At 59.5% G+C, this 25,775-nt stretch carries 23 protein-coding genes and 1 pseudogene; 5 read left to right on the plus strand and 19 right to left on the minus strand.

The genetic code is table 11. The features are described 5' to 3' along the window. Positions 1-470 precede the first annotated feature (470 nt). Positions 471-1,436 (minus strand): LysR family transcriptional regulator, encoded by a 966-nt coding sequence (locus tag FBZ93_RS36680; RefSeq protein ID WP_208764113.1) that lies wholly within the window; start codon positions 1,434-1,436, stop codon positions 471-473. A gap of 344 nt (positions 1,437-1,780) precedes the next feature. On the opposite strand from FBZ93_RS36680, the gene FBZ93_RS36685 reads away from it, so the two are divergent. Beyond that, positions 1,781-2,422, plus strand: a complete 642-nt coding sequence (locus FBZ93_RS36685) for a TetR/AcrR family transcriptional regulator (RefSeq protein WP_167529387.1) — start codon at positions 1,781-1,783, stop codon at positions 2,420-2,422. 143 nt (positions 2,423-2,565) lie between these two features. After that, on the plus strand, positions 2,566-3,420 hold the full coding sequence (locus FBZ93_RS36690; protein WP_146992266.1) for a fumarylacetoacetate hydrolase family protein: 855 nt from the start codon (positions 2,566-2,568) through the stop codon (positions 3,418-3,420). A gap of 261 nt (positions 3,421-3,681) precedes the next feature. Here FBZ93_RS36690 and FBZ93_RS36695 read toward each other — a convergent pair whose 3' ends face one another. From FBZ93_RS36695 to FBZ93_RS36750, 12 genes and pseudogenes are all read right to left on the minus strand, one after another. Next, entirely contained in the window at positions 3,682-5,079 is a 1,398-nt protein-coding gene (locus FBZ93_RS36695) for an MmgE/PrpD family protein (protein WP_146992267.1), read from the minus strand. Between the two features lie 23 nt (positions 5,080-5,102). Next, positions 5,103-6,257 (minus strand): CaiB/BaiF CoA transferase family protein, encoded by a 1,155-nt coding sequence (locus tag FBZ93_RS36700; RefSeq protein ID WP_146992268.1) that lies wholly within the window; start codon positions 6,255-6,257, stop codon positions 5,103-5,105. Positions 6,258-6,273: 16 nt separating this feature from the next. Beyond that, entirely contained in the window at positions 6,274-7,143 is an 870-nt protein-coding gene (locus FBZ93_RS36705; RefSeq protein WP_146992269.1) for an FAS1-like dehydratase domain-containing protein, read from the minus strand. 128 nt (positions 7,144-7,271) lie between these two features. Next, positions 7,272-8,352, minus strand: a pseudogene (locus tag FBZ93_RS36710) (maleylacetate reductase). Between the two features lie 6 nt (positions 8,353-8,358). Then, positions 8,359-9,198 (minus strand): intradiol ring-cleavage dioxygenase, encoded by an 840-nt coding sequence (locus FBZ93_RS36715; RefSeq protein WP_146992270.1) that lies wholly within the window; start codon positions 9,196-9,198, stop codon positions 8,359-8,361. 180 nt (positions 9,199-9,378) lie between these two features. Beyond that, entirely contained in the window at positions 9,379-10,077 is a 699-nt protein-coding gene (locus FBZ93_RS36720; RefSeq protein WP_167529388.1) for an alpha/beta fold hydrolase, read from the minus strand. A 93-nt stretch (positions 10,078-10,170) separates the two neighbouring features. Then, positions 10,171-11,391 carry an FAD-dependent oxidoreductase gene (locus FBZ93_RS36725; protein WP_167529389.1) on the minus strand — a complete coding sequence of 407 codons (1,221 nt, stop codon included), beginning with the start codon at positions 11,389-11,391 and terminating at the stop codon, positions 10,171-10,173. Between the two features lie 175 nt (positions 11,392-11,566). Next, on the minus strand, positions 11,567-12,337 hold the full coding sequence (locus tag FBZ93_RS36730) for an SDR family NAD(P)-dependent oxidoreductase (RefSeq protein WP_146992273.1): 771 nt from the start codon (positions 12,335-12,337) through the stop codon (positions 11,567-11,569). A gap of 186 nt (positions 12,338-12,523) precedes the next feature. Next, positions 12,524-13,723 (minus strand): NAD(P)/FAD-dependent oxidoreductase, encoded by a 1,200-nt coding sequence (locus FBZ93_RS36735; protein ID WP_146992274.1) that lies wholly within the window; start codon positions 13,721-13,723, stop codon positions 12,524-12,526. An 11-nt stretch (positions 13,724-13,734) separates the two neighbouring features. Beyond that, complete coding sequence (locus tag FBZ93_RS36740; protein ID WP_146992275.1) at positions 13,735-15,090, minus strand: cytochrome P450; 1,356 nt, start codon at positions 15,088-15,090, stop codon at positions 13,735-13,737. Positions 15,091-15,361: 271 nt separating this feature from the next. After that, positions 15,362-16,156 (minus strand): aspartate/glutamate racemase family protein, encoded by a 795-nt coding sequence (locus tag FBZ93_RS36745; protein WP_146992276.1) that lies wholly within the window; start codon positions 16,154-16,156, stop codon positions 15,362-15,364. Positions 16,157-16,927: 771 nt separating this feature from the next. Beyond that, on the minus strand, positions 16,928-17,815 hold the full coding sequence (locus FBZ93_RS36750; RefSeq protein ID WP_146992277.1) for a LysR family transcriptional regulator: 888 nt from the start codon (positions 17,813-17,815) through the stop codon (positions 16,928-16,930). 115 nt (positions 17,816-17,930) lie between these two features. Here FBZ93_RS36750 and FBZ93_RS36755 point away from each other — a divergent pair, with 115 nt between their 5' ends. Together FBZ93_RS36755 and FBZ93_RS36760 are read left to right on the plus strand one after the other, a co-directional pair. Then, positions 17,931-18,341: a DoxX family protein gene (locus FBZ93_RS36755; RefSeq protein WP_146992278.1), complete on the plus strand. Its 411-nt coding sequence runs from the start codon at positions 17,931-17,933 to the stop codon at positions 18,339-18,341. Positions 18,342-18,343: 2 nt separating this feature from the next. After that, positions 18,344-19,162, plus strand: a complete 819-nt coding sequence (locus FBZ93_RS36760; RefSeq protein ID WP_146992396.1) for a DODA-type extradiol aromatic ring-opening family dioxygenase — start codon at positions 18,344-18,346, stop codon at positions 19,160-19,162. Between the two features lie 430 nt (positions 19,163-19,592). Here FBZ93_RS36760 and FBZ93_RS36765 read toward each other — a convergent pair whose 3' ends face one another. From FBZ93_RS36765 to FBZ93_RS36775, 3 genes are all read right to left on the minus strand, one after another. Then, the gene (locus tag FBZ93_RS36765; protein ID WP_146992279.1) at positions 19,593-19,913 is read right to left on the minus strand and encodes a 2Fe-2S iron-sulfur cluster-binding protein; all 321 of its coding nucleotides are present in this window, start codon (positions 19,911-19,913) and stop codon (positions 19,593-19,595) included. Between the two features lie 10 nt (positions 19,914-19,923). Next, entirely contained in the window at positions 19,924-21,147 is a 1,224-nt protein-coding gene (locus FBZ93_RS36770) for a cytochrome P450 (RefSeq protein ID WP_146992280.1), read from the minus strand. Positions 21,148-21,294: 147 nt separating this feature from the next. Then, positions 21,295-22,359 carry an ABC transporter substrate-binding protein gene (locus FBZ93_RS36775; RefSeq protein ID WP_146992281.1) on the minus strand — a complete coding sequence of 355 codons (1,065 nt, stop codon included), beginning with the start codon at positions 22,357-22,359 and terminating at the stop codon, positions 21,295-21,297. A 205-nt stretch (positions 22,360-22,564) separates the two neighbouring features. Here FBZ93_RS36775 and FBZ93_RS36780 point away from each other — a divergent pair, with 205 nt between their 5' ends. Continuing rightward, entirely contained in the window at positions 22,565-22,918 is a 354-nt protein-coding gene (locus FBZ93_RS36780; protein WP_146992282.1) for a hypothetical protein, read from the plus strand. A gap of 4 nt (positions 22,919-22,922) precedes the next feature. Here FBZ93_RS36780 and FBZ93_RS36785 read toward each other — a convergent pair whose 3' ends face one another. The 3 genes from FBZ93_RS36785 to FBZ93_RS36795 form a co-directional block, all read right to left on the minus strand. After that, the gene (locus FBZ93_RS36785) at positions 22,923-24,536 is read right to left on the minus strand and encodes a bifunctional 3-(3-hydroxy-phenyl)propionate/3-hydroxycinnamic acid hydroxylase (protein ID WP_146992283.1); all 1,614 of its coding nucleotides are present in this window, start codon (positions 24,534-24,536) and stop codon (positions 22,923-22,925) included. Between the two features lie 164 nt (positions 24,537-24,700). Continuing rightward, positions 24,701-25,183: a MaoC family dehydratase gene (locus FBZ93_RS36790; protein WP_146992285.1), complete on the minus strand. Its 483-nt coding sequence runs from the start codon at positions 25,181-25,183 to the stop codon at positions 24,701-24,703. Beyond that, positions 25,183-25,638 (minus strand): MaoC family dehydratase, encoded by a 456-nt coding sequence (locus tag FBZ93_RS36795; RefSeq protein ID WP_146992287.1) that lies wholly within the window; start codon positions 25,636-25,638, stop codon positions 25,183-25,185. The genes FBZ93_RS36790 and FBZ93_RS36795 overlap by 1 nt, the downstream gene beginning before the upstream one ends. Positions 25,639-25,775 lie beyond the last annotated feature (137 nt).

Here is a 25,775-nt window from a genome sequence, read left to right on the forward strand (position 1 = left end):
TGCGGGCAATGTCGTCGAGGTCGCGATGGGCAGGGATCTCATAAACCTTCTTGTTGACGCTGGCTCTCCCCGCGCCGCTCGAACACCGAAGACGGCCAAATCGCGCGCCATCTGTCAGCCGGCTGCCACGCCTGCTCCCTTAGGCTTGCGTGCCCATCACAGTATTGGGCAAGACAAGCGCCAGAAATGCTGCGACGGAAAGAGAGTCTTGCGGTATCCGCAACTATCCTTGCGCGAGACCGCCCCGCGCCCGCATGCGACCGTGCGCTTCGTGCGACCTCCACAGGCGGCTGGATGGCCTCGACGCGAGGGTTACTCGAAAGTCGCAATGGGAAGTGAGGCTTAATGGGATTTGGTGCGCTGAGCTCACATGCGCAATATCGTAACAACTCAAGCGGGCGAAGCGGATGCCCGATTACGATGTCCCGCCGGCATCAGCTTACTCACAGCTTGTAGACTGCGCGACAGCTTCATTTCATCCACTTCTGCTCGTAATGTCGCTCTGCAAACTGTTTGAGAATGAAGTCCACGAAGATGCGGATCCTGGCAGGTTGATGCTTGCGCGTGTGGTATGCGATGTTGATGGTCATGGGATCGAGTTTCCATCCTTCAAGAACGGGCGCGAGCCGTCCCGCCCGAAGGTCGTCATAGATGGTGTACATGGGTTGAATAAGGATGCCACCATGCGCAAGTGCCGCTGCGCAAAGCACGCGGCCTTCGGTGGACTGAATTGCAGGGTTCAGACGTACGGTTTCTTTTCTGTCCCCACGCGCGAAACGAAATGGCTGCAGCCCGCGAGCAAATCCATATAGCAGCATAGGATGATCTTGGAGGTCCTTTGGTTCCGAAGGGCTACCACGCTCCTTCAGGTACTTTGGTGAAGCCACCGGTAGATACCGCGTTCGCGCTAGCTTCCGGACTGTAATGCTCGAATCTCGCTCGAAAGGACGGGTCCGAATAGCGATATCTACGCCCGGATCGATCACGTTTTGATAGTGATTTGCTGCCATCAAATGAACGGAGATGTTGGGATAAAGACGCTGAAACTGCGGCAGAATCGGAGCGAGGTGCATCATTCCGAACGACGGCGAACTCGTGACGGAAAGTATGCCTGACGGTCGCTTCGTGGAGTCAGCGGCTTCCGCATCCGCCTCCGCGAGCTCGGCCAACAGCTCCGTGCAACGTTGATAGTAGCTTCGCCCCGCATCGGTCAGCCAAAGTCGGCGCGTCGTCCTCTCTAACAGACGAGTGCCAAGCCGCTGCTCTAACGAACTGAGACAGCGACTGGCGCTTGGATCCGACAAGCCCAGCTTTTCAGCTGCACGCGTAATGCTGCCAAGCTCAACCGCCCGAACAAACATCTCCAGTTCCGTTAGCCGATCCACCGAACCCCTCCGCCGGTTCACGCCTTCTCGCAGCGATACGTCGTCGTCCATCACAATCGATCTAATCAAGCGATCGATCTATCGCCGCAGCGAACGCTGCAGCACCTTCACCTTCTCTGTGAGCGCACCGGCACCTGATCGCCGCCTTCCATATCTGATCCCCGCGCAACCAACGCTTGGGGCGCAGTGCGCTGTATGGCGCGCGCACATGCCGCTCACCGTCGTTGGACCTCAGCCCAAGCCCCTCAATAGTCGAGAGTTTTGGGCAGAAACAGATGTTGCCCTATCGCCCTGTGGATGGGGCCGGAGCAAGCTGCGGTTTAAATTCAACAACTGTTGAATATATTCGGCAACGGCATTAAGGTCAAGGTTCGCCGCGGATCGTGGAGGTGTTCTTGAAAGTCCGTGAGGTACCGAAAACGCGCGGTCGGCCGCGCAAAGGGGCGGAACGCAATGAGGAAATACTCCTCAAGGCCGCTCTAGATGCCTTTGCCGAACACGGCTTCGACAAGGCGAGCCTGCGGTCAATCGCAGCCGCGGCGAATGTTGATGTGGCGCTGATTTCCTACCGGTACGGATCAAAGATCGAATTATGGGAGGCGGTGGTCGAACGTTTTGCGCGTGAGGCGATCGCGTCCTTGGCGACGTTGCAAGTTGATCATGCCGAGGTTTCGTCGGGTAACCGTCTCGACGCCGTCATTGAGCAGTTGATCGTCCTGGCTTGCCAAAGGCCTCAATTTCCCCAGTTCATTGTCAGGGAACTCGTCAAGGGCGAGGGGAGCGAGCAAGTAGAACTGCTCCAGAACCTTTTGACCGAGCCGCTGCGTCGGATCGTGGTGCCGCTTGTCGAGACTGTCCATGGCGAGGTCGGCAATCGGGAATTCGACGCGAATCTTGCGTTCTTTGGTGCCATTAGCGCGATGGGAATGACGCTGGCAACGCGCAAACACATCGCGCGGTTTGCACCAGCGATCCGAAATGACGACCTGCTGCGCCAGCATTTGATCACGGTTACGCGCAGCATCCTCTGCCCTTGACTTACGATGAGCCGGAGGAACGGCAAGACATTGACAAAGCCAGCCGGCGATCCAGGGCACCAAGTGGCCGTTGTAGCTGTGCGCCGTTCGTCGAACTTCCCAAAAATGACTGAACCGCAACCCGAAGAACAGAGGAGAACAGCGTGAAACTGGCGAGCTTCAAGCATAAAGGGCAATCAAGTTACGGCATCGTCGATGGCGCGATCATAAGGGACATCGGCGCTGCAATGGGAGCACGCGCGCCGACGTTGAAGGATCTGCTCGCGTCCGAGGGGCTCGATGATGCCAATTTGGCTGCAGCATCGCCGCCTCCCCTCCCGCTCTCCGAGATCGATTTCGAGCCTGTCGTCCCGAACCCAGGCAAGATCCTCTGCGTAGGGATAAACTATGCAACTCACATCGCGGAAGCCGGTCTCCCCACGCCAGAGAAGCCGATGATATTCGTGCGTTATCCGGACAGCCAGGTCGGCCACAAGCAGCCGATGATCTGCCCGCGCGAATCGTCACAGTTCGACTTCGAGGGCGAACTCGCGGTCATCATCGGCAAGCGGGGCCGGCGAATCCCAACAAGTGAGGCCTTCGACCACGTGGCCGGCTACTCTTGCTACAATGATGGCAGTATTCGCGACTGGCAATTTCATACGACGCAGTTTACTCCCGGCAAGACCTTCCCCGGCACCGGCGGGTTCGGTCCTTGGCTGGTTACGACCGACGAAATCCCCGATCCCGCGACGCTTTCGATCGAGACGCGGCTCAATGGCGCGATGATGCAGAAGGCGCCGATTTCCGATCTCGTTTTCAACGTGCCGCAACTGATTGCCTATTGCTCGGCCTTCACGATTCTCAATCCTGGCGACGTCATTATCACCGGCACGACTGGCGGTGTTGGCGCGTTCCGTAACCCCCAGGTATGGTTAAAGCCGGGCGACACGATCGAGGTAGACATATCCAGTGTCGGCGTGCTGTCCAACACCATTGTGGCAGAGCCGGATGACTGATCGGACGGTTGATTTCTGCGCATCAGATCCGGTGTCAAAGCCGCGATACGATCGGTGGAATCGCCGTCGCGCTTTGGGGCTTTTGTTCAGCGTGATCTCGGCGCAGGACCGCGCCGGGTGAAGGCTGCGCGAGAGGAAGCCGACGGCCAACGAGCCGCGGCTTGATCAACGAGAGCTAGGCCTCAGTGTCGGCCCCAGGCATCCTCGGCTTAGCGCAGGCCGGGTACTTTGCTGTAGCCCGGTCCCGCTACATCCCCGCTATCATGGGAGTTCACTCCTTACCTTCAGTGCGTTGAGCAGGCTCGTGACGTCCGACGCCTGGTCTAGCCCCTCCACTGCTGATATGAGCGCGTCGGCCAAGGCGGGATCAATCGGATCGACCAGGGCGTGCGCCTTCGCAACCACTTCGACGTGCGTCATCGGCTGCACAGCCGATCCCTTGGCGAGCGTCGGATTTCCTGCGGGTGTGGCGATGATCGTGCCATCAGTCAGCTCGATGTGCAATCGAGGGCCATCTTCCAAGCCAATTGATTGGTCCATCGTAAAGCTGATCCGGTCAAACACACTGCGCACCTCGGGCTCGTTGAGCCTCGGTGGCTCAAACTGACCGAGGCCAGCCTCGCCGCTGACCAGCACCACACTCACCGCATAGGGCAGGTTGAACTGCGCATCAAAGACTGTTTCGATCGGATAGACATTGATCATGTCATAGGCGGTCTGACCAGCGGCGATGTCGATGCGCTTCACGTTGTCCGACCGCAGGCCGCGACTGCTCATCAGCGCAAGCAACGTGTCGATTGTGGAGTGACTGCCGCGGCAACAAGCGTAGGGTTTGAGGTAAGAAGAGGCAACGTTGAGATTAACGCCGAGACCATCCAGGGCTTTCTCCCGGAAGCCAACACCGCTATTGTACGTAGTGAAAAGCCCCCCGAATTCCGACTCGAAAATCCGACGCGGACCGGTAACGCCGCCCTGAGCAAGCAAGGCTGCCTCCACGCCAGTCTCGCACGCCTTTCCGGGGTGAAGGCGCTTCGTCATCGCCCCGTCGTCGATGAATGCCCACACACCTCCGGTAAAGGAGCCCGCGATGCCTAAGGCATCGGCAAACTGCTCCGCGTCCAACCCAAGCACCTTGGCTGCGGCGGCCGCAGCACCAAGGCTTCCCATGGTGCCCGACGAGTGCCAGCCTCGGCCGGTGTGCACCGCAAATCCCCCGATAGCGAGCAGACAGCGATACCCGACGTCGTAGCCGGCGATTGTTGCAAGCAGGAAGTCACGCCCCGAGGCGCCTGTTGACTCGGCAACCGCCAGAGCAGCCGGAATAACCGTCGACCCGGCATGTCCTGCCCCGCCACCGTCGTCAAAGTCACGGGCGTGCGCCGATGTACCATTCGCGAGCGCGGCTTGCGACAGCGGCAACCGGTCCGCGGTGCCCCACACGGTTGCGCCAGCCTTGCGCCCGTTCGCCGTCGTGAGTACGCGGATAACACGAGCGGCTTCCGAGGTACGCGCGCCCGCAAGCGCAACGGCGAGCGTATCAAGGACGTGATCCTTGATGCCCGCGATATCCGCCTCGGGAACGTCGGTCCATCTCAATCCTGACCACAGTGCCGCGAAGCGCTCGGTTAAGGTGCCAATGCCGTCGGTGTCAAATGCCATGGTTTACCTCTGCAGCTCGTGCGTCAGGCTGGCTTTGAGCCAGCAGCGAGCTCCTGAAGGATTGCCTCGGTGTGCTCGCCCAATTGCGGAATTGGTCCCATTCGAGCCTCCCAGCGATTGCTGCGCCCGGGCGGAAGAAGGGCCGGAATTTCTCCGGCCGGGCTGCCGACGAAACGCCAGCGGTCGCGGGCCCCCAACTGGGGGTGCCGCCACAGCCCGGCCATATCATTGACCGACGCATTGGCGATGCCCGCCAAGTCCAGCCGTTCGAGCACTTCGGCACGGTTCAGACATTTGAACTTGCCAACTATGATAGCATCGAGCGACTGCCGGTTGGCGTTGCGTCGTGTATTGCTGTCGAACCGCTCATCGAGAGGGAGCGTCTCATCGTCGAGAACAAGCTTGCAGAACGCGTTCCACTCTCGCTCGTTCTGCAGGCCGAGCATGACCGTGCCACCGTCCCCAGTGGCGAATGGTCCATAGGGGTAGATGCTGGCGTGGGAGGCTCCTGCCCGCAAGGGTGGCGATGCGCCTTCGAAAGCGTAATACAACGGATAACCCATCCACTCTGCCAGAGCTTCGAGCATGGACAGATCGATATGTGTCCCCTCGCCCGTTTTATTGCGCAACAGCAGCGCGGAAAGGATATTGCTGTAGGCGTACATGCCAGCGGCGATGTCGGCGATCGAGTTGCCCGCCTTGCTCGGCGTGTCGGGCGTGCCGGTGATGGAGAGAAAACCTGCTTCGCTCTGGATCAGGAGGTCGTACGCCTTCTTGTCGCGGTAGGGACCGTCGCTGCCGTAGCCAGAGATGTCACAGACGATCAGCCGCGGATGCGCGACGCTGAGCGAAGCATAGTCGAGCCCCATGCGCGTCGTGGCGCCGGGCGCCAAGTTTTGTACGAGCACGTCCGCCTGACCCACCAAGGTCTTCAAGGCCGACAGCGCCTCCGGCTGCGTCAGATCCAGGACCAAGCTTTCCTTGCCACGGTTGGTCCAAACAAAGTGCGAGGCCTCGCCACGGACCCGATCGTCGTAAGCGCGGGCGAAATCGCCTGTGCCAGGCCGTTCGACCTTGATAACACGCGCACCCAAGTCCGCGAGCTGGCGGGTGCAGAAAGGCGCGGCAATGGCGTGCTCGAGGGACACGACGGTGATGTCTTCCAGTGGCAATGACATGAGGGAGCTCTATCGTTCAGGCAAAGGTCACGGTTGCCTGCATGGTCAGCCAACCTTCATGATCAGCCGCCCACAGGCCAACAGAGCGGCCATCCGCGGACGGTGCGCCGTTAAGGCTGAAGGATTTCCCGTCGAACGTGGGGCGAACAGCCTTGAACTGAAAGCGGGCAATCTCTCGACCGGGCGCTTGCCGGCGTACCAGATCAACAAGAAGCGTAGCAATCAGTGGACCGTGAACCACCAGGCCGGGGTAACCTTCAACTTTGGTCACGTATTCCCGGTCATAGTGGATGCGATGGCCATTGAACGTCAGGGCTGAGTAGCGGAACAGAAGAACGTCGTCGGGATCGACATGACGCTGCCAGGGAGCACCAGTCTGTGCTGGCGTCGGAGCGGGTTCCGCATCGGCGGGATGTTTCGCTGCACGATAGACAATGTCGTGAAACTCGGTGATCGCCGGTCCAGCATGACCAGCGCGGAGCAATTCATGCCGCACCTTGACGAATACCAGCCGACCAGTGCGCCCGTCCTTAGTGACAATATCGTCGATCGTCGAGACTCGTTCTGCCGAGTCGCCCACTCTTAGCGGCGAGTGGAATTCAAATTGCCCGCCAGCCCACATCCGACGCTGCAACGGCACCGGCGGCAAGAAGCCGCCTCGGCGAGCATGGCCATCTGAACCGAGTTCGTTTTGCCGGTGAGCTGGCAGAAAATACAGCCAATGCCACAATGGCGGAAGCGGCATCCCGTCAGAAATTTCCATCTCAGGAAGATCCAACGTCGCACTCAGGGCCCGAACCGGCGCGCGCGTGATCTCATCATTCAGCGTCTCGCTCCGTCCGATCCATTGGCGGAGGTGCGAAAAATCGATAGTTGCGTCGCTCATTTCGTACTGCCTCCTGAAAAGGTACCGACGGGGGGGCGTCAGCGTCGTGAAGCCGTGTCGTGGAATGCACCGGGCGGTGTTCGCCACCTTGCTCTTCGGCGTCTCAAATAATCAAGGCACCGCATAATTCACGGCCCTCTCGCATCCGGGCGAGCACCTTCAAAGGCGTGTTGCAACAACTGACGGATTTCACCACGCTGGGCCGTACTGATCGGTCTGGGGTTCCAGTACGGGTTGCTGACCGCGATGTCTGCCGCCCGGTCCAAGTCTTCTTCCGCCATTCCGATATGGCGCAAAGCCACCGGGGCGCCGTTGTCGCTTGCCAGATCGAAAAGACCTTGCGCAGCATTGGCGGCGCCCAGTGCCCGAGCAATGCGCTCCATCGCCGCCGGCACCGCCGGCGCGTTGAAGGCAATGGCATGCGGTAGCACAATGGTGTGCACCTCGGCGTGGGGCAGGTTGAAGCTTCCGCCGAGCGTGTGGCAAAGCTTGTGGTGCAGCGCCATTCCCACGTTGCCGAGCACCACGCCGCATAGCCAGGCACCGTACAGCGCAGCGCCTCGAGCCTCCAGATCTCTGCCGTCGGCCCGAATCCCCGGTATCGCCTGGGCCAGCGCGCGGATGGCCTCCTCGGCGATCAAATCCATCACCGGATTGCTGTCTTGTGCAAACAGACCTTCAGCCGCATGCGCAATGGCGTTCATAGCACTAGTCACACTCAGTCCGATCGGCAAACTGAATCGTCAGTTCTGGATCGTAGATCACAGTGCGTGGCAGCACGCGGGGGTCGCGTCCGGTCTTCTTCAGCCCCGCCTCGGTGACGCCGTAGATGGGGGTCATTTCACTGCCGGCGTAGGTGGTGGGAATGGCCAGGATGGGCAAAGCAGTCTCCATCGCGATGGCCTTGCCCAGGCCCGTGGTGGAGCCACCGCCGATGGCGATGGCGCAATCAGCACCCAGGCGGCGAGCTTCGTCTCTGGCGTCGCGGGCGGTTTCAACGGGGACGTGCATCGCCGCACGAGGAAAGAGTCCCGCGACCCGCGACCCCAGTCGGTCCACCAGCTGCTGTGCCTGCGCCTGCTGCTCGGGGGTGGACAACACCAAGGCGCGGTGCGCGCCGAGCAGATCGATTTCCCGCTCAAGGTAGCGCAACGAGCCCACGCCGAACACGACGCGCGAGGGCTGAGCATGAAAGACGAAATCCCGCATAGCCGATTACCCCGTCACCCGTGTCGGATTCAGCACAAAGTCATGTTCCAGCAAGTACGTGCCGTCTGCCTGGCGCGTCCAATCCGTGATCAGCGACTGGCGCACCCCAAACACCGCGTCGGAGTCGAGATATTGGTCATCGCTGCGGAACACATGCGTGATCAACGTCTCGTAGCCGGCCGCCTTGATCAGAAAGTGCAGATGAGCCGGCCGCCACGGATGCCGCCCTGTGGCGATGAGCAGCTCGCCAACAGGCCCGTCGTGCGGGATTGCATAGGGAACGGCGAGGATAGATTTGAACCAGTACTCCCCCTCGCCATTCGAGCTCAGAATACCTCGCGCCTGCGCGTGGCCGATCTCGGGGTGCTGAACGTCGTAGAGGCCATCCTCATCCGACTGCCAAACGTCGATGTGTGCGTTGGCGACCGCCTCTCCAGTGAGGCCACGCACGGTGCCTCGCACCAAACAAGGAACGCCACGCGCGCCGTTGGAAATATCCGCGCCCAGCTCATAGCGGGGCGCGCCTTCGACATGAAAGGGTCCGAACACCGTAGCTTCGGTGCAGCCAACGGGCTTGTCGTTGTTGAGCGCCACCGTCAGCATCGAAAGGCCGAGGACATCGGATAGCAGAATGAATTCCTGGCGCTTGTCGCCGCTGATTTGACCACACCTGGTCAGAAATTCAATGCCCAGGAGCCACTCCTCCTCGGTCAATCTCACGTCACGTGCGAAGTCGTGCAGGTGATTTACCAAACTCGTCATGATTTCTTTGAGGCGCGGGTTCGTCGTATCAGCGTGACGTGCGAGCACCGCTTCCGTGATCGTGTTGCGATCCAGATTTCGCATGGGTGCCCCGCTAGCCCTGTCCAAAGAGCGAAAGGGCCGGGACGCATCCCTGCGTCGACCAACACCCATGCGCCCTACACCCGCATGGCGCCGGTCTGCGGACGGCTCGTCGGCAGAAATGGTCGCCAATCGGCTGGCCATGCCCGCGGCGCACGCGATCGGGTTTGGCTACGGAAATGATCACGCCCGGGCCTCGATTCGCCGTGAAAGCCAATCGCGCAGGCTTGCCGACACCATCTCCGGAACTTCGACGGTCGAGAGATGCCCACAAGGGAAAATCTCCAGTTCGGCCCCTGGCACCGATCGCGCGATCTCATTGGCCAGGCTAGGTGGACAAATGCGGTCGTCATCACCGGCTATCACCAGCGTCGGAACGGCGATCTGCGGCAATAGGCTGCGTTGATCTGGACGATTGAGTACAGCCTGTTGCTGTCGCAGATACCCATCGCACCCAAGCCTACGAGCCATCGCAGCGGCGAAGGCCGCGACTTCGACTTTTCCCCCTGCAACGGTCTCCGCAAGCTTACCGGCGACCGCGTCAAACAAACCACGCCTGGCATCCTCAAGAAGCGCAGTTGAGCGCTGCAACTGGAGCGTGGAAGCCGGTCTCGCATTCGTATTCAGAAGGGCAACGCCCGCCAGCCGCGTGTCGCCTCGCAGAGCTACCTCAAGCGCCACGTACCCTCCCATCGAAATGCCGGCAATCACAAATCCGTCGGGCGCATCCGCCAGAATCTCGTCAGCAAAATCAGTGATCGATTTGCCGCTACATCTGGCAATCGTTGATTCTACTATATCGGAAAGCGGGTCGATCACGGGCTGCCACAGGCGCCCATCGGACGCCAACCCAGGAACGAAGATAATCTTATGCTTGCTCAAGAGATGCTCCATGTCGTATTCGGCGTTGGATCCTCCGGCTTCGCAGCGCCAGCAGGCGCTCCAGAGCCCACTTGTGCGGATCGGTTGAAAAACTCAAATCGTCTCGCGCTGCGGAGACGTTCTGGATAGGGTCACGGGCTCCGAGCTCATCCGCGACGTCAGCAACAACCGATCGACTAACGTGGCCCGATCCGTGGCAAGGCTTCGAATCTTCGCCATATCGGCAGCACGTTGTACCGGATCGCTGGTATCAAAAATCATCCGCTTGGTCTCCGATGCAGCCGGCGAGACGATCTCCAGAAAGACCCGGCGACGATCTTCCGCATACCTGTCGAGCGTCTCGTCGCCTGCACGGCCTTGCACCACGGCGGCAAGGGCTTTGTAGAGCGCGTACACATCGAACAGCCCACCAACCAGGCCGTAGCCACCGCTGGGATTGGTAGCATGGGCCGCGTCACCAGCGAGCAGCACCCGGCCAACGCGAAACGTCGAGGCGGCACGTTGGTGCATTCGATAGGGTGAATAGGCGTCCAGCGCATAGTCGTCCTTTGCCGCCGGGACGATGACCTCCAAGAACTTCCTCAGGCGCTCCGGAATACTCTCCTCGGGGAGGTTCAAATCCTCACTGTAGGTGCATCGCCACAGGTCCTTTTGATCGAGCTTGACGATGATGGCTCCATACGTGGAATCGATCAGAAATGTCGTTCGAGCAAAACCGTACTTGGCGAAATCGAGACGGAGATTCGCTGCGACAAAGCGTTTCGGCCAAGTGATGCCGTCGAATTCCAGGCCGATCTTGCTTCGAACCGTACTACCCGCACCATCGGCGCCAACAAGCCAGCCACTGCGGAACTCGACTTTTCCGTCAGGTCCAATGGCATCAACCGAAACGCCTTCGGCATTTTGTTTGACGTCCGTGACGTCGACGCCCCAGTGAACGGTCACATTCGGACAAGCCGCGAGCTTCCGCAGAGCGATCTCTGCGAGCCGGTGCTGACCGAGATGAAGGTTGTATGGAAACTTGGTGAGACCCTCCAACACGTCCAAGCTGAAATCGATGCGTTCACCGGTCGCAAATTCGATGTAGCTGTAGTCTTGCTTCGAAAACCCAACCCGCAACGCATCATCGAGCAGACCCAACTCTGACAAGCCTTCAAGACAAGACCAATGGTACGTGATTGCGCGCGGCGATTCGATGATGCCGTTCGCCCGCTCCAACACAGTGACACTGACTCCGGACTTCGCCAATCCGAGTGCAGCGATAAGCCCGACAGGGCCAGCGCCGACGATCGTGACAGTCTCTGCGCAGGTCATGATTGTCCTTTCCGTCTTCATTCAACATGGATCACGGTTTTCTACGGAGTTGTACGGCGCGAGCCGCGAGCAAATGCCTTTACTCAACAGTTGGAGTTGCGTGATAAAGAAGCAGCCGTCATGCGGCCCTCCGCCGAAGCGGACGACCTTCGTGCAATCGTACATTTGCATTCGACTAGGACCGAAAGACTGTGGCAGATGCGCCCCCATCGACAGCGAGGATCTGTCCGGTGATGAAGCTGGCGTCATCGCTGGCGAGAAAGAGACACGCCGCGGCAACCTCATCCGCTCGGCCCGGCCGCCCCAAGGGAGTCGATTGCACGGACAGCTTTCTGAATGCGGGGCTGTCGCGAAGACGTTCTTCTGTCCGTGGCGTGTCGATAATGCCTGGTGCGACGACGTTGACGCGAACGTTAAAGCGGGCGCAGTCGTTGGCCATTTGCCTGGTCAGGCCGATCATCCCGGCCTTCGTCGCCGCGTAGGAGGCGTTGTTGGGGAAACCAAGAATCCCCTGGACCGAGGAAATGTTAACGATTGACGCAGGGGCACTTTGGGAGCGGCATAACTGCAGAAACGGTCGTGAGACGCGCAACACGCTCTTGAGATTGACGTCGAAGACGCGGTCGAACTCTTCGTCCGTGGTATCGTAAGCCGCAGTCGTCCCGGCAATTCCTACGTTGTTCACCAAAACATTGGCACAGCTCGAAATGCCGAGCGCAGCCTCAAGGATGGCTTCTCCCGAGGTCGCTTGACTGACATCCGCGACGGCGGCGACGGCGCGGACCCCCGCCTCCCGGCAAAACTCGACGGTTTCGTCAAGCCCCTCGGGTAGGCCCGCCGCAACAACGGAGGCGCCTTCCTGCGCAAAACGAATCGCAGTCGCGCGACCGATCCCCGATCCGGCGCCGGTCACGATGGCCGTCTTGCCGGAAAGCCTACCCGTCATGTTTCGCCTCTCCTGGATCTGTTAAACGCATTGGGCTTCGAGCGAGGTGAAAGCCCCGCCAGCTATCCCCGCTGTCGTCGAGCTGCGTCAGTTTCCCCGCAGTTCGTCGCGCAATCAGAACCGACTGATGCGCCGGCAGCTCGCCGAAACTTGCCGACCATGTAGCCTTCGTCGTCACAGGCCTGCTCAGGAGACGAGCGAACTGGCCGCCTGCCAGCTCAGTTCATTTCTCAGCATCGTTCGGATCCTTACAAACTCCGCACGACGCTCGAACGCCAACACTCCCGTGACGATGTCGCCTTGTCTGTACAGAAAAAGAGAGCCTCCGGCGTTTTGACTTTCGGTGATCTCCTCGTCGCCGGTGCGATAGCCGGCAAACTGGATCCGCACGCCGTGCTGATCCGACCAGAAATATGGAATGTTGGCGCAGACCTCTAGCGGCCATCCAAGAACGTCATTTGCGGCGTTGACGCCGGCTACGCGACCTTGCTCCGCCGCGTTGGTCCAATGTTCGACCCTCATGTCCGCCCCCCAACGCTGGTTCCACCATCGGACCGTATCACCTGCCGCGAATACATGATCGGCCGCGCGCAACGTGGTGTCACAGAGAATGCCATCGTCGAGGCGCAACCCCGATCTCTCCAACCATCCGGTCGATGGCCTAACGCCGACGCCGACGACGATCACGTCGGCAGGAACTCCAGTCCCGTCGCCGAGATTGAGGACACGGCGACTGTCCTGCTTTTCGACACCGACCGCCTGTTCTCCGAAGTAGAGCTCGATACCGGCCTTGCGATGGAGCGCTTCGTAGCTTTTGAATACGGCCTCACCGAACCTACCGAGTGGCTTTCGCGCAAGATCGACAAGCGAGACCTGTCGTCCTTCAGTCGCCAGCATCGACGCCAGTTCACCGCCGATGAAGCCTGCGCCTACTATAGCCACCGACTTTACGGGATCAGCGAGTGCACTACGAAGAGACACCGCATCGTCGTAGCATCTCAGTGGGAAGGTATCCGGCCGGCCGGACAATGCAGGTGGTATGACTGCCTCGCAGCCCGTGGCGATCACGAGCGACCGATACTGGAGTGCTCCGGACGAGTGGCGTATCGTTCTCGCGTCGACATCCAGTCCGACGGCCCTCGTACCGAGCATGAAGTTGACCCCATGGCTCTTTAGGTCGTTAACGGCCGGATAAGTCAGCGTATCGAGCGACAGAGGGTTCGTCAGGCCGACCTTCGACAAAGGAGGCCGTTCATATGGAAGATGCGCTTCGTCACTGATCATTGTGATGGTGAGGTCGGGTGCATAGCCGGCGACCGTCTGCGCTGCACGCAACCCAGCGATCGACCCGCCGACAATGGCTACATCACAAGTCGTCTGCGGCATCGTAGTATTCATTACCTTAGATCGACGGTAAGCGACTTGACCAGCCACCGACCACCAACCTGTGCGACCTCGGTCGCATCGTCGACGACAACCGAGTTCGGGTAGTGCGCTGCGAGATAACGGACGACTTCCTCCATCTCGACCCGTGCTAGGCTCTGGCCCAAGCATCCGTGCGCACCCGTACTGAATGTGAGCGGTTGGTTTCTCTCTCGATGCAGGTCGAATTCATTAGGCCGCTCGAAACGCTCTGGATCGCGATTGGCAGACCAAATTGCAACGTGAACGTCCATGCCCTGCGGGATCACGGTTCCGTCGAGATCGATGCTTTCCGTGGCGATCCTGCTCACGACGCCCGGTCTCGGAAACAGCCTGGTGGCTTCGACGACAGCCGCGGGGATGAGCGATGGATCGCTTCTGATCTTGGACCAGACGTCACGATCGCGCAGGAGAGCCCACACGGTAAGGCCAATCTGGTGGGAGGTATTGACGGAGCTGGCTTCGAGCATCGCCGTCGCCTCATTCAGGAGCTCTTCCGGCGAAAGCTTGCCGGCCTCCTGCTCCTTGATCAGAAAGGAAAGCATATCACTACCGAGACCGTCCGCTTTCTTGCGTGCGAACAGGTTTCGCAAGTAGTCGAACAGCTCGTCGTACGCCGCCAAGATCACCGGAGCGAGGCTCCGGTCGCGGCTGAGGAGCGACAAAGTACGCGCTGAAAGGCTAGCAACCTTCGGAGTGTCGGTGGTTGGAGCACCGGCCAGATGACAGTAGATGCGCGCGGGAATAGGGTCCGCGACGGCCGTATGAAACGGGATCTGTCCGCTCATGCCATGCATGATGTCCCCGAGGATGCCCCTGAGAACGTCCCTGATGGCCTCCACGGTATTGGGCCCCATAAAGCGGGCCAGGGGCGCCCTGAGCCGCATATGTTGCGGGCCTTCCGCCATCAGGACGCTTCGTGAACGGAATTCATGCACGGGCCCGGCCGTAATGCCAAACTTCTCCATCAGATCGAGCGCCGCATTTTTGAACCGCGAATCGCGAAGCACGCGGGCGGCAAGTGCGTAGCCGAGCACGACATATCCCGCCGAGCCGAAGGCCAGCGGCTTGCCGTCGAGCGATCCCCCGATATGCACCTGCGATTCTGCCGAGAACGGCTCCATGACCGGGAGTGTGTCCGATACGCGCGAGATTGCCCCCATCGGACAGCACAAGATCACTTCCTCGACCTCGTTCTTACGGCTCTCCTCGACCTCGCTCTTGAGTAGCTTCAAGGCGCCGTCTTCACCGATCTCGAAGACATCGGGCATAAGTGCCGCACACGAGCCGTTGGCATCGCATCGAGCGAAATCCACCTTGATCTTGATCATTGCGGCAGCCCCCCCAACCCGAGCGAGCGATGCTGTGGGTTCATAATCGCGCCCGGAGCCGCGCCCACGGCGCGCCCCAATGCCACGACCCTTGTGACGGCGGCGGCGGAGGAGGGGGCGAGACCTGCGCGCGCCCGCTCAAGCCAAGATCGGACCGCATCAAATGGCACTTGGCAAAAAGGGACATTTCGTTTGATCATGAGTATTTCCTGCTATCTATCTGAAAGGCTCTCAGATGAAGCTGCACCTGTATCCATAGGCGAGGCGTGCTTCATCCCCTCCTCCTAGGCGTGTCGAGCGCATCTCTGAGATCGGCCGGCACCTTGGGGTACGCCCACCGTCGTCCAGTGCGCAGCACGGATCTCTGATAAGCTCGTACCAACATCTCGGTATGCATCAGCGTGAGCGCGGTCGCATCTATCACTCCCACGCGGTCCAGATCCCGAATGTCCAAATGCGCGACGAGCTCGTTCAGCACGCCTTCTCCCGGAATAATGACGTCCGCCCCCGCATTGATCACCTTGCGAGCAGCGCTCTCGAAGGCCGCCCGAACCTTCTCAGGCTCGCCAAAAGCGCGCTGTAGATCGAATTCATCGAAAGCTGGATCGAGGCTGACGATCCCTACAATTCGTGTATGAAGTTGATGGCGGTCGACACACTCTCTCAGCATCCGCGCGCCTGCTGGCGAGATCGTTATGATTCCAATCAGCGGCGCGACTGAGCAGCCGGCCAGGAGACAGCTCTCCATCATCGAGGTAACCGGGATATCAAGAACCGCTCGAGCCTCGCGCAGCGCGGGCTCGGCAAACGAAGCGATCATGACAGCATCGAATCCTTCACGTTCGGCACGTTCGACCTGCCCAAGCACGACATTCGCAACACGAGTTCTCTCACGCGGATACTCGAGAGCCTGTGCGGGAGAGGAGGTTCCGTAAGTCCCGATCGGTACGCCATGAAGGACGATCTCGACACCCGGCCCTGCAACAGCCGCAAAGCGGCGCGCAAGCGATTCCGCATAGTGAGGAAGCGCCTCGAGTTCTGTGACGGACTGGTGCCAAATGCGCATCTAATCGCTCGCTACACGCTTACTCGTCAGCTCGCCAAAGCACTGCTTGACCTGCTCGAACCATTTCCCCATCTCGGCGGCCTCACTGGAGATCCCCGCGGTCGACATGTGTCCACGGGGAAGCGTTTCGGGCTCAGAATTCGAATACGCCGGTCATCGCGTTGCTGATGCTTGGCGATCGCGCCCCCCCTTGTTGGTCGTTTGCTGGGGTGCGGCAACTCTAGTCGTGCGCTTCCCTTCAAGAAATGCGTCAATTGCAAGACATTCTTTCTCGACTTGAATGAATGCGAGAGTGATGCCCGCAGCATTTCTGCTTGTGGATCGAGAGTGCGTAGACCAGTGCCAGAAGTAGCAGCACCCGGACAATCTCGCCGGTCGTCCTGCCCTTCACGCCGCGCCTGGATACTGCGCTGCCGGCTACATGGATGGTGGCCCACCCGTAGACCAGCGTCTCGGCGAGCGAGCCGACACTCTCCGGTGGAGACTGCCTTCAAGAAACTGATGGTCCGCACGGGATGGTTAGTTTGCGAGCAAATTGGCCGAGATAGCGGTTACCGATCTCGAGAACCGTCTGATCGGTTTGAACCGAGCATCACCACCTGCTGCCGCCTTGTCCCGCATCGCTGCCGCAATCTCGGCTACGGCGTCCTTGTAGCAGCCCGCTGCGGAAGACAGCCGCGCCGCTGCCGAACCGCGGCAGCATTGGGGTACAATGCACAAATGTACCGTCAGGACGAATGGCCACGTTCGACCAACCCTACATGTCGGCCGTTATTTCAATCGGGCATCGCGCGCGATGAAGTCAAGGAAGCTGCGCACCTTGGCCGACAGATATTTGCGAGTTGGATAGACGGCGAGCAGACGGCCCGCAAAAGGCAGCTTGTCTGGGAGTACCCATTCCAACCGCCCTTCGGCCAGATCATCCGCAATCAACCACTTCGGCAAAAAGGCGTAGCCCATACCTTGGAGACAGGCCTGGTGCATGAGCGTTTCATTAGCGCTCTGGAGGACCGGCCTAAACTTGATCACTTTGCGCCCTTGCGCTGTATCTTGCGTCAAGGTCCCGTCGGCATGCGCCAAGCTGTAGGCGAGCAAGGGCGCCCCCTTCAGAGCCTCGAGCGAAACAGGCCGGCCATGTTCCTCCAGGAAGCCGCGTGAAGCGACCAGACAGAACGGCACGTTGGCGATCGTCCGTGCGATCAAGCCGGGATCGGGAGAAGCCGTTACCCGCAGCGCGAGATCGAATCCATCCTCGATCAGATTGACCAATCGGCCGCTGAGGTCGACCTCTAGCGTCACGTCCGGATAGCGTGCACGGTAATCGGCCAAGACGCGCGCAAACAGCGCACTTGCCATCCACACCGGTGCAGTCAGCCGCAAGCGGCCTTTTGGCGAAACCGCGGTCTGACGGACGGCGGCTTCCAGTTCGTCAAATCCATCCATCATCAACCGCGCTTGCTCGAAGAACAACGCGCCGGTTTCGGTGAGACTAACGTGCCTGCTCGTGCGATTGAGCAAGCGCGCCGAAAGACGTGCCTCAAGATGCACGACATGCTTGCTCGCCATCGCAGGAGAGACGCCCAGGCGGCGGGCCGCCAACGTGAAGCTCTTGAGCTCGGCCACGGCGCAAAACACGCGAATATTCATCAGCGTATCCATTCGGTACCCTAGCACGACCATTTCCAAAATGGAAATGATGCATCAACAACATCGCTGATGATCAATTGGCAAGAAACAGTAACCATGAGGCTCCTTCAACTGGAGCTTAGAGCCGATGATTAGTTTCGAAACCTGGTCCCCCCGTGTGCTCGCCGTCGTACGTATCATCACCGCCCTGCTGTTTATCGAGCATGGACTGATGAAGCTTTTTGAATTCCCCGCCCCTGTACCCGGGCTGCCGACTCCCCTTCCTCTGATACTGGTCGTCGCCGCGGTCCTCGAAATCGCTGGTGGTGCCCTGATCGCCGTGGGCCTGTTCACCCGAACGGCAGCCTTCATCTGCTCAGGCGAAATGGCCGTTGCGTACTTCCTTTTTCACGCGCCCCAGAGCTTCTGGCCGGCGGTCAATAATGGCGAGCCCGCGATCCTGTTTTGCTTCGTATTCCTCTATCTCGGGTTTGCCGGCGCCGGCGCGTGGAGTCTGGACCGGCTGTCGACCACGCGTTCGAACCTTGTGAGGGCATGACCATGTCCACGCGACGACTTCCGACGTACTATCTGTCGCATGGCGGTGGCCCTTGGCCCTACATGGAAGGAGCCATGCGCGGTCGCTTCGACAAGCTTGAGCGGGCGTTGCTCGCCATCCGCCAGGAATGGGGCACGGCCGTGCGGGCAGTGCTCGTGGTATCGGGTCATTGGGAAACACCGGAGTTTGCCGTCTCTTCGAGTGCTTTCCCCGGTATGGAATATGACTATCACGGCTTCCCCGAGCACCTCTATCACATCAAATACGACGCACCTGGATCACCCGAACTTGCGATGCAGGTCCGCGCGATGCTGGAGGCAGGTGGCATCGCTTGCGGAAGCGACCACGAACGCGGGTTCGATCACGGTACATTCAGCCTGATGCAGCCGCTCTACCCCGCCGGCGATGTGCCGATTGTACAACTGTCGGTCCGGCAGGATCTTGATCCTCAAACACATCTTTCGGTCGGCCGTTTGCTCGCTCCGCTCCGGGACCAAGGCGTCATGATCGTCGGCAGCGGCTCGAGCTTCCACAATCTCGGGCTGCGCGGGCCTGTCGCGGTCGAACCATCCCGCCAGTTTGACGAATGGTTGCAGCAGACGCTGCTCCAGGTTTCGGCGGCCGAACGCCGGCAGCGGGTCGTGGGTTGGACCCAGGCACCGCATGCGCGGCTCGCTCATCCGCAGGAGGATCACCTGATCCCGCTGATGGTTGCGCTTGGCGCCGCAGAGGAGGAAACTGCCACCTTGGTTTATCATCAGCCCGATTTTCTGGACAGCTGGGCGCTATCGAGCTTCCGCTTCGGCAAACTATCCGGATAACTCGTCAAAGAGGCAAGGGCCGCTGCCTGCAACGGGAGCGGCCCTTATCTCGATGTCCGTCGAAGTCTGAAACGGCCCCAAATAGTCTCGGCGGCACGCCAGCGGCATTGGGCGCGGTGGCGGGCCGCGTTTCCGCTTTTGCGAGACGCTTCAAACATCAACTGTTACTTGCCAGAAAAATTGCGATCAACAATGCAAGATTGGCTAGCACGCCTGCCAGGGCTAACAGCCAAGTCTCGACGGCCGATAGCTGCCCAACTCCATCACCTTCGGTGCTCCACAGGGGATGCATTACAGACCCTTTCAATTAGCAAGGAGATTTACACCTTTGGGCCCCTCTCACGTATGCACGATCGCGGAATCTGTGCGAATGATTCCGCGGTCGCACCCGGCCGAGATGCCGGACTCCTGCGCGCGATACGGCTAGCATTCAACGCTGAGAACCAGGCACCGTGACGACAATGCCGTCCAAATCGGAGCATGCCTGGATCTGACACGACAGCCGGCTGTTCTCTCGTCGCTCCAAGACCGCGCAATCGAGCAGCTCAAGCTCGCCGACCGATGGCTCCGGCAACTGGGCTAAATGGGGCTCGTGGACGAACACATGACAAGTGCCGCACATCATGGAGCCACCGCATTCGCCGATAATACCGTCAACGTTATTGACGATTGCCGTGCGCATGAGGGTGTCACCATCGGTAGCTTCGAGCGCGATCCTCTCGCCGCTCGACATCACATACGTCACTTTCATGGCTTACCATCTAGTTGGGCACAAAGGTCATAGGCATGCGATCGAGCGCATGCATCGCGTTGTTCGGACGCCAAACGGCCTCTCCGGCGAATTCGATTCGATTGACCTTACGGGCGATGGCCGTCAGAACAGCGTCGACCTCGGCACGAGCTACGTTCTGACCAACGCACCCGTGAATTCCAGTGCCGAGAGCAAGATGTCCAAATGGGCGGCGCCTGATATCAAAGCGGTCAGCGTTGGGCCAGTGGGACTCATCGAGATTGGCAGAGCCCAAAACGCAGAGAATCTTTGAGCCCTCGACGATTCTTGTGCCGCTGACCTCGGTGTCGCAATTGGCCGTACGGTAGAAGGCTGATACCGGTGACGTGTAGCGCAGCGTTTCCTCAAACGCCGGCCGCGCCAAGTTTGGATCTTCCTTGAGCAACTCGAAAGCGTCCGGATTTTGCCCCAGGCACCATAATGCGTTGCCAATCCCGGTCACGGTTGTGTCGATTCCTGCCCCGAGCAGCGCGCGCACAAGCATGCCTGCCTCCTGCTCGGTGATTTCCCCCTCGTCGGCGGCAGCGTAGATGGTTGCACCGAACGTTTCCGGCTCGATCATGTCGCGTTTTGTTCGCTCCATGACCCAGGGAAGGATTTCCTCCACCCTTTTCATGGCTTTCCGTCGCAGGTCGTTTTCCGGACCGATCGCGTTGAAGACCATAGCCCCGTAGTCGATCAGACGGCGGCGGTCAGTCTCCTTGAGGCCGGCAGCCCTCGGGAACACATTCGTCGGAAACACTTCGGCAAGGTCCTGAACGGCGTCAAAAGTCCCCCTTCCGATCAAGGAATCGACCAGCCGCTCGGCATCCTCACGGAACTTCTCCTTGAGTTCTGCGACCGCCCGCGGCGACATCGCTCTTGCCAGAACCGTTCTGGTCTTCGCGTGATACGGAGGATCGACATCGATTATGATGCTCCTGGCTTGAAATGGCGCCGCGAACTTCAAATCCAGAATGCCCACCCCCCGTGAGGAAACGAAACGACTCCAATCCGAAAAGACCTCCTTGGTTTCTCCATAACGGCCGCAGGCCAGAATCGAATAACGCGGAATGTATGCAAAGGGGCCCTTGGATCGCAGCTCAGCGTAATATTCCCTGGGATCCGACAAGATGGCCGGGTCATACGGATCAATATCCCACACCGGCACGCCGGAAGGAGGGTCGATCGCGAGGTGACCTTCAATCAGATTCATTAGCTTTCCCCCTTCAGCGGGATTCCTTGAGGAACGAAATCCTCTCCTCGAAAGTGTTCCATGGCCTGAGCGTGCGAAGGATGGTGGACCGTCGTTGTCTTCGATCGCAGCGCACCTTCCGCACTCATCGCGTGGCGCGATCCGCATTCACCTCACCACTTCGAACTTCCCGTTCTTGACCGTCACGAGAACGCGCGAACGCGGATCCAACCCGTTACGATCATTCTCGGTAAAGTTATAGACCCCTTCTGTCGTGACGAAGTCGCGTTCCGCAAGCAAAGCCCGCCGAAGCGCCTCGCGAAACTCGCTGCTGCCCGGTTTGGCCTTCTCCAGGGCGACAGGGACAATGCGCTGAAGTATCAAGAAGGCGCTGTACATATTGGCCGCGAACTGATTGCGGGTGTTCGGGCCGTACTTGCCTTCATATTGTCCGTTGAATGCGACAGCCAATTTCCTGGTTTCGGAATTCTCCGGTTGCGACTCTGGCGCCATGGTCAACCCGGTCGCCACATACGCGCCTTCGGCAGCTTTTCCTGCGATACGGATTAGATCGGTAGCGGTGCCATTGGTGTGATAGATCGGCCCTTGATAGCCTCGCTCGCGCAACGTCAATTGCGGAAGCGCGGCCGCGGTACCTGAAGCGCCAACAATGACAGCATCAGGATTGCTAGCGATCAGACGCAGCACTTGCCCGACAACGGACGTATCCGGTCGAGCGAAACGTTGTTCATCCACGACATTGAGCCCCATGGGAGCCCCGAAGGTCGCAAGATCATTGCGCCACTGATCTCCGAACGCGTCGGAATAACCGATGAACCCGACGGTCTTCACACCATTGGCTTTCATGTGATCGTAGATCGCTTGCGCAGCGATCCGGGCCGGCTGAGGCAGCGAGACTGACCACTTCGCCAGCTTCGGCGTCACGATGAAGGGCGACTGCCCAAGGTGAAGAACCCCGACCTCATTAGCGACCGCCGCCATCGCCAGCGTTGGCGGAACCGTAGAGCCGCCGATGAGTACGTCCGCGTTGGCTTCAATAACAAAGCGCCGTGTATTATTGGCGGCCGCTGTGGGATCTCCACCATCATCCAGCACCATCAACTGGAGTGGCAAACCGCTTATCGCCCGTGGAACAAAATCAAGCGCATTCTGGCCAGGCACGCCCAAAGCCGCTGCGGGCCCGGTCGTTGAGACATCGATGCCAATGACCATTTTGCCCTGAGCCCTCGCAGGCTGAACGAGGGCGAACAGGGCAACGACAAGCAGAATTAGCCTTCTCAATTCCCGCCCCTATAGAATGGCATCACATCGATGATGCTTTGATTTTCGAAAACCTATCACCATGTCAAACCTATTACAAGTCAATAGAAATCGGCCATATCTCAACCTTCCCTCGGAGCGATTAGGAGGATCGCGCATGAAGCTCAGCGTTATTTTCGAAATCGGCCTGGCTGCCCAAAAAGGGCCCCTGGATCTTTTCAAATCATCGATCGGACAGAAGATTTTGACGGATTGGCGGCTGGAGGTGCCTAAGAAGCAGCGCGGCCCAACGACTTATGACGATAAGGCACGCGTCCGCTGGTCGACCGGCGGGGCGCCTGCGATGACGCCGGCACGGCTGCACGAACCCCGTCTTGCTTGGTGGTCAGCAATACTTCCATTCTCGGCGTCGACAGGCAGTTCGCTTGATGGCCTCGCAGCGCATTCTTCTGTCCAACGAATATCGCCGCGGTGGGAAGTGCCGGAGTCCCGCCTCGTTCTGCACCAATGACATCCTATTGGCGGGTAGCGAAATTTCGCAAGTTCGCTTGCTCATCCCGAAGAAGAACGCGCTCAATATTCTCACCGAGATTCAAGAACTCCGAGCTGCTTCTCGCGACCCCAAAGACGTAATTGTCGGGTCGCACGAACACGGCCAGCAGTTGATGTCTCACGAACCAATTTTCCAATAGGCCGTCACCTTCGACGATCACGAACTCGCGCTTGCTAACCGGGTGCGAGACCCCGCTACGCGTCAATTTCAACACCGATGCATTCAAGCGATCCATGAGGCCGCAAAGTGCGGCCGGAATGTCGTCCACGTCGGCGCGGACAACAAGTCGCATTTGCGATCCAACGAGATCGTCCAGCAAAGTGACGCCCCCCGGCACGAGAACCTTGGGCTGCGGGATTAGCGTACCGACCGGAAGTCCTTGTTCACGCATCAAGGCGCCCGCTAGTAGCGGAGGCAGAAACTCTTGGCGATACTTGACCGGCAGCTGCTGACCTGGAGGCGCTCGCATGCTTCGATCTCTCTCAAGTGCTTTCTTCGGATCGAGTTCGCAAATGACCCGGCCAAGGATCTTCGCAGTGGATGTCGTCGTCATGACATGCGGACGGCGCTCCTCCTGATATGTATCCAGAAGAACGTCGGATCCACCCTGTCTGATGACGCTTGCAAGCTTCCATGCCAGATTGGCGGCATCGCGGACCCCCTGACACATCCCTTGTGCCAAGAAGGGTGGGGTCATATGAGCGGCATCACCAGCAAGGAGCACGCGGCCTTTTCGCCATTCGTGCGCGACGAGAGCGTGGAATACATAGGTCGCGGAACGCCACAACTCGCCATCACCAGGCTTCAGCCATCGCTCGAGCAGCCGCCAAATGACCTCAGTTTGGTTCATTTGTTCCGGCCGCTCCCCGGGCAGAAGCATGATTTCCCACCGCCGATGGTTACCGGTGCCGACGACATAGGTCATTGGCCTGGCCGGATTGCAATACTGCACCATCGTCTGCGGCAGTCGACCTAGGGCCTCCTCATTGGCGAGCACATCCACGACCAGCCACGGTTCATCGAAGTCCAGGGATTGAAGCGTGCCACCGAGGATCTTGCGAACGAAGCTTGGTCCGCCGTCGCAACCGACAACATACCGAGCGCGATGGGTCTCGATCTTGCCGTGAGGCGCTGCGACCGAGAGTCCAACATGATCGTCATGCTGCGTGAGGGCCAGGAGCTCCGTCGCGAGCCTGACAGTCACGCCAGGCAGCTCTGCCAAGGTTTCTCGAATGATCTGCTCAAGCTTGGGTTGATTGAAAACATAGCCTGGTGCCCAACCTTGTGCATGAGGCGGCGGCACGGAGTCATAGCGAGCAATGATCTCACCGCCCAATCCGTGATACTCAGTCGGCCGATACGGCATCACGTAAGGGGCAATTCGTTCAGCCAGTCCCAGCCCCTGCAATACGCGCATCACTTCATGATCGAGACCGATTGCTCGCGGCAACGGATAGACATGGTCCTGTTTATCAATTGCAAGAACCGTCATGCCTTGTTGCCCGAGCAGGGCGGCCAAAACCGCACCGACAGGGCCAAGACCGATTACTGCTACATCAACTTCTGCCTGTGACATCCTGACCTACCCAAGACGCATCCTGCGCACCATGATCATATTTTCGAAATTTTAGCAATCAGCTAAACGAACGACTGCCATGGTTGCGAAGAGCCTGCCATCCTCGCGGGAGAGCGACCACCTAATAAATTTCGAAAATCTAGCAGGTGGCGGCGGAACGCGGCCTACCCACCCGTGCCGTGCAGTGAGACCGAGACGTTACTGCGGATCGTGAAGACTTCCTCAGCGCGCTGGTTGATGCCCGTCGTGCGGACCTGCAGGCTTCCCAAAGCCGGGGGCGACATCGAAAGGCGTTTGTCTAACACCTCTCTGAAAAAAGTAATGGTATCACCAGCGAGCACCGGCTTGATCCAGCGCAATTCGCGGAAGCCCGGCGATACGTCCCAATGCGCGAACTCTTCGAAACGAATTGCCGCTTCCTCCGCAAGCCGGTCGGCGTCCTCTACGATCAGCCTCATACAGGCGGATCCGACATGCCAACCGGAGGCCGCCAACCCGCCGAAGAGCGATTTACGCCCCTCCTCTTCGTCCAAATGAAAAAGCTGTGGATCGAACCGCTCGGCGAACTTTCGGATAGCCTCCGCCGTGAATGTGGACGAGCCGATCTCGCGGCGCTGGCCAACTTCAATGTCCTCAAAACGACACATCAGCGCTGCCCCATTTCGCGCCGCTTGATCAGAATCGGCGCGATCATCTCGCAGAGCGCCTCCCCCTTGGCATTGCGCGCTGTGCATTTGAACTTCAGAATGCCAAGCTCAGGGCGGCTCTTGGAGATGCGCGCCTCGATGACGTCGACATCCAAGGTGAGAGCGTCCCCTGGCCGCAGCGGCGACATCCAGCGCACCTCGTCCACACCGGGAGAGCCTAAAGAGGCGGTACGATGGATGAAGCCATCGACCATGATCCGCATCATCAACGAGCAAAGGTGCCAGCCCGAGCCGGACAACCCTCCCAGCATGCTACCGTCTGCGGCCTGGTCGTCCAGGTGCGTTGGCTGCGGATCGAATTCAGCGGCAAAGGCCAGAATTTCGTCGCGCGTTACATGGTGCGGACCGAACGTTCCGAATCGACCAGGTCGAAAATCTTCGAACGTAAGGGTCAACGTAAAGCATCCTGCAAATTGAATGTGAGCATGGTGTGCGGCAACCTCCAATTTCTCGTCGGCCCCAACTCACGGATTGAGGCTAAAGGAGGCTGGCGGACTTACTCCGCCAGCTGCTAATCTAGGACGGACCGAAT

Origin of the sequence: Bradyrhizobium macuxiense (assembly GCF_007993935.1) — a bacterium.
Taxonomy (GTDB): Bacteria; Pseudomonadota; Alphaproteobacteria; order Rhizobiales; family Xanthobacteraceae; genus Bradyrhizobium; species Bradyrhizobium macuxiense_A.